Here is a 13,574-nt window from a genome sequence, read left to right as displayed (position 1 = left end):
CCGTACGCCGGACCGTCAGGACCCGAGCGACCTCAAATACGTGGCGGTCTCCTGATCGGCAGGCAGAAACGTCTCGATCGCCAATTCGGCCACCGTCACATCCATCGGCGTATTGAACGTCGCGATGGAGGAGACGAACGAGAGCACCCGCCCGTCGTGCTCGACCACCATCGGCAGCGCGAACGGCAGTGCCGACGGCGGTCCCGCCGGCTCGTCCTGCCCGTCGGCGCTCTCCGGTACGGGATAGGCGGCGACCTCCTCGTACAGCTCACGCAACTCCGCCGAACGGGCCAGCGCGATCTGACGTTCCATCTGCGCCAGCAGGTCGGCCCGCCACTCCCGCAGATTACGGATGCGCGGAGCCAGACCCTCCGGGTGGAGGGTGAGCCGCATGGCATTGAGCGGAGGTGCGAGCAGGTGCCCGGCCACCCCCTCCAGCAGCAGGGCGATACCCCGATTGGCGGCCACCACGGTATACGTCCCGTCGACGACGAGCGCCGGATACGGGTCGTACCCCCGCAACAGCTGCTCCATGCCCTCGCGCAGCGCGCCCATCGCGGGATCGTCGAGCGCGGTCTCCGCGTAACGGGGTGCGTAACCGGCCACCACCAGCAGGGCATTGCGTTCCCTGACCGGCACATCGAGATGCTCGGCCAGCCGGAGGATCATCTCCTCGCTGGGGCGGGAACGGCCCGTCTCGATGAAGGAGATGTGGCGTGCCGAGGAGTCCGCGCGCAGCGCCAGCTCCAGCTGGCTCAACCGACGCTGCTCCCGCCAACTGCGCAGCAGTGGCCCTACACCCGTGTCAAGCGCGACAGTTGTCATACGGAGACCGTAACGTCACCGGCACCGCCCATCGCACCCGACCTTGTGAGGAGCCGCACCATGCCCGCCGAACCGCTGTCACAGAAAGAGATCGAGGACCGGCTGCGCGAGCTGCCCGGATGGGCGCTGGAGGGAGACCGGATCACCCGCAGATACCGGTTCCGCTCGCACTTCGCCGCCGCCGGACTCACCATCCATGTCGCGCAGATCCAGGAGGAGCTGAACCACCACTCCGATCTGACGCTCGGCTACAACACCGTCTCCCTGTCGGTGAACACGCACGATGCGGGCGGCGCGGTCACCGAGAACGACCTGGAACTTGCCGCGCGCGTGGAGGCGATCGCCGCGGGGCACGGCGCGGCGTGACGGAACGGGGGCGCCGCGCCGCGTGGTGGCGCCGCGCTCGTCGGGGCGCCGCGCCGGATGAAGCGGTGCCACCCCGAGGACCCGGTTGATGCGCCTGGGCATGACCGATCTCCTTCGACGGACTCGGGGACGGGAGTTGGGGGAGGCTGCCGGTGGCCGGGGCGCCACCGGTGGCATCTCATTCTTGATCAACTAACGACGCGCGTAACCGACCTCATGGCCCGAGTCAGGTACCCGGAGTCGAACTCTGCTCGCGCCTCACAGACGGCGTGCGGCGCACGGGAGATCCTCCTGAGCCGACGCTGCCGCCGTACGCGGCACGCCGCCGCTTCGCGAAGAGCTTGTCCGTCCACAGCGGACGATGAAGGGAAAGGGGAGCACCCACTCCTTTCCACTCTCAACGTATAGCGCACCGGGGGCCTTGCGGCAAGACCCGGGTCATGCCGCAGAATCGTCGGCCGAGGCCAGAACCTGCGGAAATGGGAGATCCACGAAGTGCGAGTGTTGTCGGCGACGTACGGTTCGCGCGGGGACGTCGAACCGCTGGTAGGACTCGCGGTGCGGTTGCGGGCACTCGGAGCGGAGGCGCGGGTGTGCGCGCCGCCGCAGCTCGACACGGTCAGCCAAGAAAGGCCGCCCGTGTCCGCGTGAACCGCACGGGATCGTCGAGCCAGAACCCAGAACCCGAGAACCTGCACCCCGGCGACCTGAACCGACAACGGCCACGGGGCCCACGTCCAGGCGGAGCGTTGCTCGTCATGGCCACCAGGTTCCCCACGCCGGTCCAGACACCTTGCCGTGCGCAACGGTTGCCATCGACCACAGATCGGAGCTGACGCTGTGAACCCCCTGACCACCAGCGCGTTTGACCTTCCCGGCCACCTTTCCCCCAAGGCCGACCCGGCGCTGGTCGCCGACGACGAGCAGCACTTCGCGGCCATTGCGGAGTGCCTCGAGCAGTCGATCGCCGACCTGTCCGGCCGCCTCGATGCCGAGCGCAAGGCGCCCGGCGGCGCAGGCCGGCAGGCGATGGACCGGGACATGGAGATCCACCGGCTGACCGCTCGCCTGCGCGCACTGCGTCGCTTCGGTCTGGACCTGTGCCTCGGACACATGGTCGGTGCAGACAACCTCGAGCCCGTGTACGTCGGACGACTTGGCCTTACGGACAGCGCAGGTCGTCGGCTGCTGCTCGACTGGCGCTCCCCCGCGGCTGAGCCCTTCTTCGGAGCCACCCACGCCAACCCGATGGGTCTGGCAAGCCGCCGCAGGTTTCGCTGGACCCGCAGTCGGATCAGCGACTACTGGGACGAGGTGTTCACCCCGGACGGTCTTGTCGGGCACGCCGCGCTGGACGACCAGTCCGCTTTCATCGCCAGCCTGGGCAGCAACCGGTCCGCACGGATGCGAGACGTGCTCGGCACCATCCAGGCCGACCAGGACACCATCATCCGCGCGGGATCCCGCGGCGCTCTCGTCGTCGACGGCGGTCCGGGTACGGGGAAGACCGTCGTCGCTCTGCACCGCTCCGCCTACCTCCTCCACTCCGACCCTCGCCTCGGGCACCGCCGGGGCGGCGTGCTGTTCGTCGGTCCGCACCAGCCCTACCTGGGCTACGTCGCCGACGTCCTCCCCAGCCTCGGAGAGGAGGGCGTGCAGACCTGCACCCTGCGGGACCTCGTTGCCGAGGGGGCCGTAGCAGCGATCGAGGCCGACCCGAATGTGGCCCTGCTGAAGTCGTCCGCGAACCTGGTGAAGGCGATCGAGACGGCCGTCAGGTTCTACGAGGAGCCGCCCACCACGGGGATGACCGTCACGACCCACTGGTCCGACATCCGGCTGAGCGCCGAGGATTGGGCCGTGGCGTTCGAAGCAACACCCGGTACTCCGCACAACGAGGCGCGCGACCAGATCTGGGAGGAGCTGCTCACGATCCTGGTGGACAAGCACGACGGCGACGCCCCGGCTGAGCTGCTCCGCAAGCCGCTGCTGCAGAACAGGGAGCTGCTCACGACCTTCGACCGCGCGTGGCCGCTGCTCGAAGCGGCTGATCTCGTCGGAGACCTGTGGTCGGTACCCGCCTACCTGCGGAAGTGCGCTCCCTGGCTCGGCCCCGATGAGGTTCAGCAGCTGCAGCGCGGGGACGCCCAGGCCTGGACGGTGTCCGACCTGCCGCTTCTGGACGCAGCACGGCAGCGGCTCGGCGACCCGGAGGCTGCGCGACGTAAGCGTCGGCATAGCGCCTCTGTCGCCGCCGAACGCGAGCACATGGCCAAGGTCGTCGACGCCTTGCTCGAGGCCGATGACGACGGAGAAGGTGTGATGACGATGCTGCGCGGACAGGACCTCCAGGACACCCTGGTCGACGCGACCGCACAGCCCGGCACCGAACCGGACCTGCTCGCCGGCCCGTTCGCGCACATCGTGGTGGACGAGGCTCAGGAACTGACCGACGCGGAGTGGCAGATGCTGCTGCTCCGGTGCCCCTCCCGGAGCTTCACCATCGTCGGCGATCGTGCCCAGGCCAGGCACGGGTTCACGGAGTCGTGGCAGGAACGGCTCGAGCGGATCGGGCTCGACCGGATCAACCTGGCCTCCCTGAGCATCAACTACCGGACGCCGGAAGAAGTCATGGCGGAAGCCGAGCCGGTCATCCGGGCCGTGCTCCCGGACGCCAACGTGCCGACCTCCGTCCGTAGCAGCGATGTCCCCGTCGTACACGGATCTGCTTCGGATCTGAGCTCGATCCTCGACACCTGGCTCGCCGCACATGCCGAGGGGATCGCCTGCGTCATCGGCGATCCCACATTCCGGACGACGTCCCGCGTCCGGTCGCTGACACCGGAGCTGTCGAAGGGGCTCGAGTTCGACCTGGTCGTCCTCATCGACCCGGAGGCGTTCGGCAAGGGCATCGAAGGAGCTGTCGACCGCTATGTCGCGATGACCCGAGCGACCCAGCAACTCGTCATCCTCACGAGCTCCTGACGTCGGCCGGACGAACGCCCGCTCCTGGCCGAGTCGGTGGCGTTCCCGGACGCCGGCACACCACCGGTGCACGTGGGCTTCGGCAGCGTGCGCGTCCCGAAGGGCAACGCCCGGGGTGAGCGTCGAGGCGATCCGCGCGCAGGGCTGCCGCGCACCGGTCTCCCGCGGCTGGGCCGACATTGCTTTCTGCCCAGCGATACCGGGCGGTTGTTCTACAGTCGCCCTTATGTTGGATTACGACGCCGAGGCAGCTGCATACGACGCGACGCGCGGCGGCGTGCCCCGGGCGGAGGCGGCGGCCCGGGCGCTGCTCGGCCTGGTCCCGGAGTCCGCCCGCACACTCCTGGACATCGGCTGCGGTACGGGGCTGGTCACCGAGCGGATGGCGCTGGCCCGGCCCGCACTGCGGGTGCTGGGCACCGACGCCTCGTACGGCATGGCGCGGTTCGCGCGGCAGCGGATCGGCGCGGTGGCGCTGGCCGACGCGCGGCGGCTGCCGCTGCCCGCCGCCGCGGTCGACGCCGTGGGCACCGTCTGGCTGCTGCATCTGCTGCGGGGCGCGGGTGACGTGCGGGCGGTGGTGTCGGAGGCGGGACGGGTGCTGCGGCCCGGCGGCGTGTTCGTCACCACGGTCGACAAGGACGCCGCGCACGACGTGGGCAGCGACATCGATGAGCTGTTCGCCCCGTACCTGCGCCCGAGCCCGTCCGACCCCGAGGAACTGGTCGTCGCGTACGGGGCGGAGGCCGGGCTCGATGTGGTGGGGGAGAACCGATTCCTCGGACACGGACAGGGGCGGACTCCGCAGCGTGCGGCGCGTGAGGTGCGTGCGGGCCACTTCGTCTCGCGTCTGGAGCTGCCGGGGGCGGCGGCCGACGATCTTGCGGCGGCGCTGCTGGCGCTGCCCGAGCCGGACCGGCCGCGTCCCGAGCCGGAGTACCGGCTGCTGGCGTTCCGGCGCAGGGGCTGACGTCCGGCGGGATCGGGGGTCGTACTACATCGACTACGTCGCCCCGGGCATCATCCGGATGGCCGCCACCTCCGGAGCCCTGTCCACCGCGGTCGCCGTCTGCGTCGACATGACCTGAACCGGTCGGGGAGCCGCCGATGGCGTACCTGACCGGCTGGCGCCTGATCGTCGCCGCCGGTCTGCTGCGGGAGACGGACCCACCGAGGAGGTGGTGGCCCGGAAGGTCGGCTACAGCGGTTCGTTCGCCTTCAGCACCGCCTTCAAGCGCGGCCGCGGCGTCAGTTCCCAGGAGTACCGGAGCGGCTGCGGCTTGCCGAACCGGCAACAAAGTTCGCCACCTGCCTGAGGCCCGGCGAGGCTTGTCCGTATGACGAAGCACGCCGATCACGGCCCTCACCACGACAGCGCCCACGGCCGGCACGACCGTACCGGGCTCGGCCACCGCCACGACACCACCGACTTGGACTGGGACGTCATGGGCCCACTGCTGGAGCAGAACGGCGAGCTCAGCAGTCCCCAGTACACGGCGGCGGCCCACTGGATCGCCGGACTGCCCACCGCCCCGCAGGTACGCAGGGTCCTCGACATCGGCAGCGGACCCGGCGTGATCTCCTGCCTGCTCGCCGAGGAGTTCCCCGAGGCCGAGGTCGTCGCCGTGGACGGCACCCCGGCGCTCCTGGAGCGCACCCGGGCCCGCGCCGAACGCCTCGGACTCGGCGACCGCGTCCATACCCTGCACGCTGAACTCCCCGACCAGTTGGCGAAGTTGGGAGAGGCGGACCTGATCTGGGCGGGCAACGCACTGCATCACATGGGAGACCAGCGCGCCGTCCTTGCCGGCTTCGCCGGACTGCTGCGCCCCGGCGGGACCATCGCCCTCGTCGAGGGCGGGCTGCCGACCCGTCAGCTTCCGCGCGACATCGGCATCGGCCGGCCCGGCCTGGAGGCCAGGCTCGACGCGATCCAAGCGGAGTGGTTCGAGGCGATGCGCGCGGCGCTCCCGGACGCCAAGCAGGAGGTGGAGGACTGGAGCGCCCTGTTCACCGCGGTGGGGCTGGCCCCGCAGGGCACTCGCAGCTTCCTGCTCGACCTGCCCGCGCCCCTCTCCGGCCAGGCGCGCGGCCATGTCATCGCCGAATTCGCCCGCCGTCGCGAGGCGCTCGCCGAGGAGCTCACCGCGGACGACCTCGCCACACTCGACCGGTTGCTCGACCCCGAGGACCCGGCCGGACTGCACCAGCGCCCCGACCTCTTCCTGCTGACGGCGCGCACGGTCCACCTGGGGCGACGCGCCTAAGAGGAGCCCGGCACCGGCTCCAACTGCCACCACTGGCCGGCGGAGTCGGTGTCCTCCCACTGCTGGACATCGGCGCCGTCCGCCGTGGAGCCGTCGGCCACTTCCAGGACGAGTCCGCTGATGAAACTGACCAGCGTCACGGTGCCCGGCGCATCCAGATGCTGTTCGATGAGCCACTCCTGGGCGCCGTAGTTGTTGGCCTTCCACTGCTGGATGTTGGCGCCGTTCTCCGTGGAGGCATTGGCGACGTCCAGTCGCTTGCCGCTGTGCGCATTGGTCAGGTGGTACAGCGCGGCGCCGTCGTGCACGGGGGCGAGCTGCCAGTGCTGGCCGCTCGCCCCCTCCTTCTTCTCCGCGCCCTGCTGCACCTTGGCGCCGCTGCCCCTGGCGGAGCCGTACACCTCCAGCAACAGTCCGCTGCCCACATTGCGCAGCCGGTACAGACCCGGTGCGACGACGGGTGCGGTGTCCGCGCTCATGACGGTGTCTCCTCCGGGTTCACCCGCAGCAGACCGCCGCCCGGCGGGGAGCCGGACGGCGGTCTGTGCGTGATTCGGTCTTCAGCGGCTGGGCTCAGGCGCCCAGGTTGAACTCGCCCGGGTTCGGGCCGAGGCGCTTGCCCTCGTCCAGCGCGGCGAACGCGGCCAGGTCGTCGGCGTCCAGCTCGAAGCCGAACACATCGATGTTCTCGGCGATCCGCGACGGCGTCACGGACTTCGGGATCACCACGTTGCCCGTCTGGAGGTGCCAGCGGAGCACCGCCTGCGCGGGCGTGCGACCGTGCTTCTGGGCGATCGCGACGACCGTCGGGACCTCCAGGAGGCCCTTGCCCTGGCCCAGCGGGGACCACGCCTCGGTGGCGATGCCGTGCTGCGCGTGGAAGGCGCGCGACTCGGCCTGCTGGAGCTGCGGGTGCAGCTCGATCTGGTTGATCACCGGAACCACGGAGGTCTCGCCGAGCAGGCGCTCCAGGTGCTCCGGCAGGAAGTTGGAGACACCGATGGCCTTCGCGCGGCCGTCGGCGTAGATCTTCTCGAACGCCTTGTACGTGTCGATGTACGCGTCCTTGGCGGGCACCGGCCAGTGGATCAGGTACAGGTCGACATAGTCGAGACCGAGCTTGTCCAGCGAGGCGTCGAAGGCGCGCATCGTCGACTCGTAGCCCTGGTCGCCGTTCCACAGCTTGGTGGTGACGAAGAGCTCCTCGCGGGGGACACCGGAGGCGGCGACGGCCTTGCCGGTGCCCTCCTCGTTCCCGTAGATCGCGGCGGTGTCGATGCTCCGGTACCCGGACTCGATGGCCGTCGCGACTGCCTTCGTGGCCTCGTCGTCCGGCACCTGCCAGACACCGAAACCGAGCTGCGGCATCTCGACGCCGTTGTTGAGGGTGAGGGAGGGGACCTGGCTCACGAGCGGTCGATCCTTTACGTCGTCGGTTGGTATTCGCATGGTCAACGATCAGGAGGCGCCATGCATTCCCTGCCGACCGGCCGTTCCGTACCCCTTCGCCTGTCCCGCGCGGGGCCGACACGAGCTGGGTTCGACAGTGCTCCGACCGCATCGGTCCGAGGTATTGACCGGGACCCGTCATGGAGTAACTCGGGAACGCCTCACTGAACTGCAGCCACACCCCACTCACCCCTGAACCACCACCTCAGGAAGGCTGGTACGGACGGCGCTCGATCGCGCGAAGACATCGGAGCACCACCGGTTCACAGGACTGCTGACCGCGACCTGCGTCGCACTGGTGGTCGATGCCGGTTTCACGGCGCCGAGCACTGCTCCCAGGCAAAGGCCAAGGGCGACCGGCCCAAGGGCCGCCGCCGGCGCCGGGCGCACGAGGGCTTCATGCCGGAAAGGATTGCCGGGACGCCGGCACCGCCCGGCTGCGAACCGGGCGGTGCGGACAAGCTGTTCCGCATCTCGATCACGCGGCGGGCTCTGTCCATGCGCCTTCCTGCCGGGGCGAGTTCACCTCCGGCGGGGCGGCACGGCCCTCTCTCAGCGGTACAGCGCGTCCACCTCGACCGCGTACGCCGTCTCGATCGCCTTCCGCTTCAGCTTCAGCGACGGGGTCAGCAGACCGTGCTCCTCGGTGAACTGATGCGCAAGGATCCGGAAGGTACGGATCGACTCGGCCTGCGACACCGCCGTGTTGGCGGCCACCACCGCCCGCCTGACCTCCATCTCCAGATCCGGGTCCCGCACCAGGTCCGCCGCGTTCATCGGCGGCCGCCCCTGCATGGTGAGCCAGTGGTCCACGGACTCCTGGTCCACGGTCACCAGCGCCGCGATGTACGGCCGGTCGTTGCCGACCACGATGCACTGCGCCACCAGCGGATGCGCGCGCACCCGCTCCTCCAGACCGGCTGGCGACACACTCTTGCCGCCCGACGTCACCAGGATCTCCTTCTTCCGCCCGGTGATCGTCAGATAGCCGTCCTCGTCGAGCGCACCCAGGTCGCCGGTGGCCAGCCAGCCGTCGTGCAGCACCGCGGCGGTGGCCTTCGGGTTGCCCAGATAGCCGCCGAAGACATTGGCGCCGTACACCCATATCTCGCCGTCGTCGGCGATGTGCACGGTGGTGCCGGGGATCGGCTGCCCGACCGTGCCGTACCGGGTGCGCTCGGGCGGATTGGCGGTGGCCGCCGCAGTGGACTCGGTCAGTCCGTACCCCTCGTACACCGTGACGCCCGCGCCCTCGAAGAACAGACCGAGCCGCCGTTCCATCCCCGAACCGCCCGACATGGCGTGCCGGACCCGGCCGCCCATCGCGTCGCGGACCTTCTTGTACACGACCTTGTCGAAGAACTGGTGCTGCATCCGAAGCCCCGCGGAAGGGCCGGGTCCGGTCCGGAACGCCCGATGCTCCATCGCCTCGGCGTACTTCACCGCGACCTCGACGGCCTTGTCGAACGGCCCGACCCTGCCCTCCGCCTCGGCCTTGCGCCGGGCGCCGTTGAAGACCTTCTCGAAGATGTACGGAACCGCGAGGATGAATGTCGGCCGGAACGACACCAGGTCCGGCATGAGCGCCTTCGCCGACAGCTCCGGCTGATGGCCCAGCTTCACCCGGCCGCGGACCGCCGCGACCTCGACCATCCGGCCGAAGACGTGCGCCAGCGGCAGGAAGAGGAGCGTCGCGGCCTCGTCGCCCGGCTTGGAGTGGAAGACCGACTCCCAGCGCGACGCCATCGTGTCCGTCTCGAACATGAAGTTGGCGTGCGTGATCACACAGCCCTTGGGGCGGCCCGTGGTGCCGGACGTGTAGATGACGGTCGCCACCGAATCGGGCGTCACCGCCCGCCGGTGCCGGTGCACCACCTCGTCCTCGACGTGCACGCCCGCCTCGACCAGCTCGGTCACCGCGTCCGAGTCCAGCTGCCAGAGCCGCTTGAGCTGGGGCAGCCGGTCGATCACCGAGGCGATCGTCATCGCATGGTCCTCGTGCTCGACCATGATCGCGGACACCTCGGCGTCGTGCAGCATCCAGAAGACCTGCTCGGCGGAGGACGTCGGATAGACCGGCACGGACTGGGCGCCGACCGTCCACAGCGCGAAGTCGAAGAGCGTCCACTCATAACGGGTACGTGCCATCAGGGCGACCCGGTCGCCGAACCGGACACCGTGGGCGATCAGCCCCTTGGCGAGCGCGAGCACCTCGTCGCGGAACGTCGCCGCGGTGACATCACGCCAGCGTCCTTCCGCGTCCTTGCGGCCCAGCGCGACCCGGTGCGGATCCTCCTCGGCATAGTCGAAGACGGCATCGGCCACCCCGCCTACCTGGGGCGCGATCGCCATGGGGGGGACAGTGAACTCGCGCAATGACCTGCTCCTTGTGGCGCTCGGCACAGCGCCGTGACGCTACCCCACCGGGTGGTGCGGTGGGAGGGCCCGGAACGACCGGAAAGTGTGCCATCTGCACAGGTCAGCCACAGATATCCGGCCAGATGGGCAAGGCTCGGGCGTGCTTCTGACGGTGGAGTAAGTAGCTCGCGCCGGAATCTCCACCGAATCTGTACGCCTCGGCCACTCCTGTCGTGACGGTCAGGGGGGTGTTCGGTACCTGCTGCCCATCCTCCCCGCGCACGCGTGCGGTCATGCGCCGTCGCGGCCGCTGATCGCGTCGATCCCGCCGATGCCACGGATCAGCCGGTCGCCGCCCGCCAGGATCGCCGCCGCGAGCGCGTCCGCCGCCTCCTGCGCCGCGTCGCGGCGGCGGCCGTGCAGCAGGACGAAATCCACGTCGCCGAGTTCCGGCAGCCCCGCCCTGGCCGGTACGGGAGTCAGCCCCGGCGGAATGAGTCCGCGGGTGTGCGCCATGACGCCCAGACCGGCGTGGGCCGCCGCGACGAGTCCGCTGAGGCTCGTACTCGTGCAGGCGACCCGCCAGGACCGGCCGTGCTCCTCCAGCACCTCCAGAGCGCGGGCCCGGGTGAGGCCCGGCGGCGGGAAAAGGATCAGCGGCACCGGGCGGTCCGGGTCGATCCGCAGGTGCGGTGCCCCGATCCAGGTCAGTGCGTCCTGCCAGACCAGTTCGCCGTGCGTGTCACCGGTCCGCCGCTTGGCGAGGACGAGATCGAGCCGTCCCGCCGCCAGCTGCCGGTGCAGCGTCCCGGACAGCTCGACCGTCAGCTCCAGCTCGACCTCCGGATGGTCGCGGCGGAACGACTCCAGCATCTCCGGCAGCCGGGTCTGTACGAAGTCCTCGGACGCTCCGAACCGCAGCCGCCCGCGCAGCCGCGTTCCGGTGAAGAACGCCGCGGCCCGCTCGTGGGCCCGCAGGATCGTCCGCGCGAAGCCGAGCATCGCCTCACCGTCCACGGTGAGATCGACCCGGTGCGTGTCCCGGGTGAACAACTGGCGCCCCGTCGCGTCCTCCAGCCGCCGCACATGCTGACTTACCGTGGACTGCCGCACGCCCAGCCGGCGCGCGGCCTGGGTGAAGCTCAGCGTCTGGGCGACGGCAAGAAAGGTACGGAGCTGTGCGGGATCGTACATAGCGCCCACGCTATCGCGAATCATGATGACAGTGAGAGCGGTATACCGGATTCCCGATCGCGGTGATCAAGAGTAAGGATGGAGAGGGCACGACCTGAACGAGAGACACGTGGAGCACATGAGCCGCCGCACCTTCAAGCTGCCGTCCTGGCTGCCGATCGACCCGTACATCCTGGCGCTGATCGGCACGGTCGTGCTCGCGGCGCTGCTGCCCGCATCGGGGACCGCCGCGGACGTCGCCGGCGGTGCGTCGACCGGAGCGGTCGCCCTCCTCTTCTTCCTGTACGGCGCCCGCCTCTCGACCGCCGAGGCGCTCGACGGCCTCAGGCACTGGCGGCTCCACCTCACTGTCCTGATCTGCACCTTCGTCGCGTTCCCGCTGCTGGGACTGGCGGGCAAGGGGCTGGTTCCGTACGTCCTGACCCCGCAGCTCTACAGCGGCTTCCTCTTCCTCTGCCTCGTCCCGTCGACCATCCAGTCGTCGATCGCCTTCACCTCGATCGCCCGCGGCAACGTGCCGGCGGCGATCTGCGCGGGCTCCTTCTCCTCGATCGCCGGGATCTTCCTCACCCCGCTGCTCGCCGCAGCACTGCTCGGCAACAGCGGCGGCGGATTCTCGGCCGACGCGCTGCTGAAGATCGGGCTCCAGCTGCTGCTCCCGTTCATCGCCGGCCAGCTGCTGCGCCGCTGGATCGGCGGCTTCCTCACCCGCCACAAGAAGGTCCTCGGCTATGTCGACCGCGGCTCGATCCTGCTGGTCGTCCATACGGCGTTCAGCGAGGGAATGGTCGCCGGTATCTGGCACCAGGTCACTCCGGCGAGGCTCGGTGCGCTGCTCGCAGCCGAAGCGGTGCTGCTCGCGCTGATGCTCGCGCTGACCTGGTTCGGGGCGAAGCGGCTCGGCTTCGACCGAGGAGACCGGATCGCCATCCAGTTCGCCGGTTCGAAGAAGAGCCTGGCGTCCGGGCTCCCGATGGCCAGCGTGCTCTTCGGGGCGCACGCGAGCCTCGCCGTGCTGCCCCTGATGCTCTTCCACCAGATGCAGCTGATGGTGTGCGCGGTGATCGCGAAGCGGCGCTCGCGGGATCCGCAGGACGAACTCAGGGAGGGCCCGGTGACTGCGGCGAGTGGTCCGGTGGCGCAGATACGCGTCCCGGTGGGCTGACGCGCTCGCCCCAACCCGAAGGCGCCGATGGCGGACGCCGCGGGGGCGGGACCGGCCGGCGCAGGGGGCGCTCCCCGCCGGCCGGACCCCTGACCCGTGTCACGGGCCGGGCACCTCAGCCCTGGCCGACCGTCGCCTCCAGGGCGATGCGGTGCTCACCCGCGTACACGTTCATGGACGGACCCCGCAGAAATCCGACCAGGGTCAGTCCGGTCTCCGTCGCCAGATCCACGGCCAGCGACGACGGCGCCGAGACTGCGGCGAGCATCGGGATCCCGGCCATCACCGCCTTCTGCGCCAGTTCGAACGAGGCCCGCCCCGACACCAGCAGAATCGCCCGGGACAGCGGCAGCCGGTTGTCGGTCAGGGCCCGGCCGACAAGCTTGTCGACCGCGTTGTGCCGACCGACGTCCTCCCGGATGTCGAGCAGTTCCCCGGTCTCGGAGAACAGCGCCGCCGCATGCAGGCCCCCGGTCCGGTCGAAGACCCGCTGTGACTCGCGGAGCCGGTCGGGGAGGCTCGAGAGCAGCGCGGGCTCGACCCGGACCGGGGGAGTGTCGGCGATCGGGTGCCGGGTGGTGGTGCGGACGGCGTCGAGGCTCGCCTTGCCGCACAGCCCGCAGGACGAGGTCGTGTAGACGTTGCGTTCGAGTGTGATGTCGGGGACCTGCACGCCGGGCGCGAGCTTCACATCCACCACGTTGTACGTGTTCACGCCGTCCGCCGTCGCCCCCGCGCAGTACACGATCGACTGCACCTCGGAGCCGTCACCGATCACGCCCTCGCTGACCAGGAAGCCCGCCGCCAGCGCGAAGTCGTCGCCAGGCGTGCGCATCGTGATGGCGAGCGGTCTGCCGTTCAGCCGGATCTCCAGGGGCTCCTCGGCGACGAGGGTGTCGGGGCGTGCGGAGACCGCCCCGTCCCGGATGCGGATGGTGCGGCGGCGCTCGGTGACCCGTCCCATG

The 13,574-nt window shown here is 70.1% G+C and carries 11 protein-coding genes and 1 pseudogene; 6 read left to right on the top strand and 6 right to left on the bottom strand.

What is annotated here, in order from left to right:
• Positions 1 to 15 precede the first annotated feature (15 nt).
• Entirely contained in the window at positions 16 to 825 is an 810-nt protein-coding gene (locus OG395_RS14665) for a helix-turn-helix domain-containing protein (protein WP_327243333.1), read from the bottom strand.
• A 60-nt stretch (positions 826 to 885) separates the two neighbouring features.
• Here OG395_RS14665 and OG395_RS14660 point away from each other — a divergent pair, with 60 nt between their 5' ends.
• The 5 genes and pseudogenes from OG395_RS14660 to OG395_RS14640 all read left to right on the top strand — a co-directional run bounded on the left by OG395_RS14660 (position 886) and on the right by OG395_RS14640 (position 6,443).
• Positions 886 to 1,191 carry a 4a-hydroxytetrahydrobiopterin dehydratase gene (locus OG395_RS14660; protein ID WP_327243332.1) on the top strand — a complete coding sequence of 102 codons (306 nt, stop codon included), beginning with the start codon at positions 886 to 888 and terminating at the stop codon, positions 1,189 to 1,191.
• An 840-nt stretch (positions 1,192 to 2,031) separates the two neighbouring features.
• Entirely contained in the window at positions 2,032 to 4,176 is a 2,145-nt protein-coding gene (gene helR, locus OG395_RS14655; protein WP_327243331.1) for an RNA polymerase recycling motor ATPase HelR, read from the top strand.
• 226 nt (positions 4,177 to 4,402) lie between these two features.
• Complete coding sequence (locus OG395_RS14650; RefSeq protein WP_327243330.1) at positions 4,403 to 5,146, top strand: class I SAM-dependent methyltransferase; 744 nt, start codon at positions 4,403 to 4,405, stop codon at positions 5,144 to 5,146.
• A gap of 116 nt (positions 5,147 to 5,262) precedes the next feature.
• Positions 5,263 to 5,492, top strand: a pseudogene (locus OG395_RS14645) (helix-turn-helix domain-containing protein); the annotation flags it as partial.
• Positions 5,493 to 5,513: 21 nt separating this feature from the next.
• The gene (locus OG395_RS14640; RefSeq protein ID WP_327243329.1) at positions 5,514 to 6,443 is read left to right on the top strand and encodes a class I SAM-dependent methyltransferase; all 930 of its coding nucleotides are present in this window, start codon (positions 5,514 to 5,516) and stop codon (positions 6,441 to 6,443) included.
• Here the strand turns inward: OG395_RS14640 and OG395_RS14635 are convergent.
• From OG395_RS14635 to OG395_RS14620, 4 genes are all read right to left on the bottom strand, one after another.
• Positions 6,440 to 6,922, bottom strand: coding sequence for an RICIN domain-containing protein (locus OG395_RS14635; protein ID WP_327243328.1), 483 nt, complete (start codon positions 6,920 to 6,922; stop codon positions 6,440 to 6,442). The genes OG395_RS14640 and OG395_RS14635 overlap by 4 nt on opposite strands.
• A gap of 94 nt (positions 6,923 to 7,016) precedes the next feature.
• Positions 7,017 to 7,853 (bottom strand): aldo/keto reductase, encoded by an 837-nt coding sequence (locus OG395_RS14630; RefSeq protein ID WP_327243327.1) that lies wholly within the window; start codon positions 7,851 to 7,853, stop codon positions 7,017 to 7,019.
• A 591-nt stretch (positions 7,854 to 8,444) separates the two neighbouring features.
• Positions 8,445 to 10,244, bottom strand: coding sequence for an AMP-dependent synthetase/ligase (locus tag OG395_RS14625; protein ID WP_327243326.1), 1,800 nt, complete (start codon positions 10,242 to 10,244; stop codon positions 8,445 to 8,447).
• A 297-nt stretch (positions 10,245 to 10,541) separates the two neighbouring features.
• Positions 10,542 to 11,453 carry a LysR substrate-binding domain-containing protein gene (locus OG395_RS14620; protein WP_327249339.1) on the bottom strand — a complete coding sequence of 304 codons (912 nt, stop codon included), beginning with the start codon at positions 11,451 to 11,453 and terminating at the stop codon, positions 10,542 to 10,544.
• Positions 11,454 to 11,562: 109 nt separating this feature from the next.
• Between OG395_RS14620 and OG395_RS14615 the strand changes: the two genes are divergently transcribed.
• Entirely contained in the window at positions 11,563 to 12,609 is a 1,047-nt protein-coding gene (locus OG395_RS14615) for a bile acid:sodium symporter family protein (protein WP_327243325.1), read from the top strand.
• 115 nt (positions 12,610 to 12,724) lie between these two features.
• On the opposite strand, the gene fdhD is transcribed toward OG395_RS14615, so the two are convergent.
• Positions 12,725 to 13,573 carry a formate dehydrogenase accessory sulfurtransferase FdhD gene (gene fdhD, locus OG395_RS14610; protein WP_327243324.1) on the bottom strand — a complete coding sequence of 283 codons (849 nt, stop codon included), beginning with the start codon at positions 13,571 to 13,573 and terminating at the stop codon, positions 12,725 to 12,727.
• Position 13,574 lies beyond the last annotated feature (1 nt).

Source organism: Streptomyces sp. NBC_01320 (genome assembly GCF_035974375.1).
GTDB classification, from domain to species: Bacteria; Actinomycetota; Actinomycetes; order Streptomycetales; family Streptomycetaceae; genus Streptomyces; species Streptomyces yanii.
Note: the sequence above shows the minus strand (reverse complement) of the source record. Positions and strands in the feature narration are given on the sequence as shown.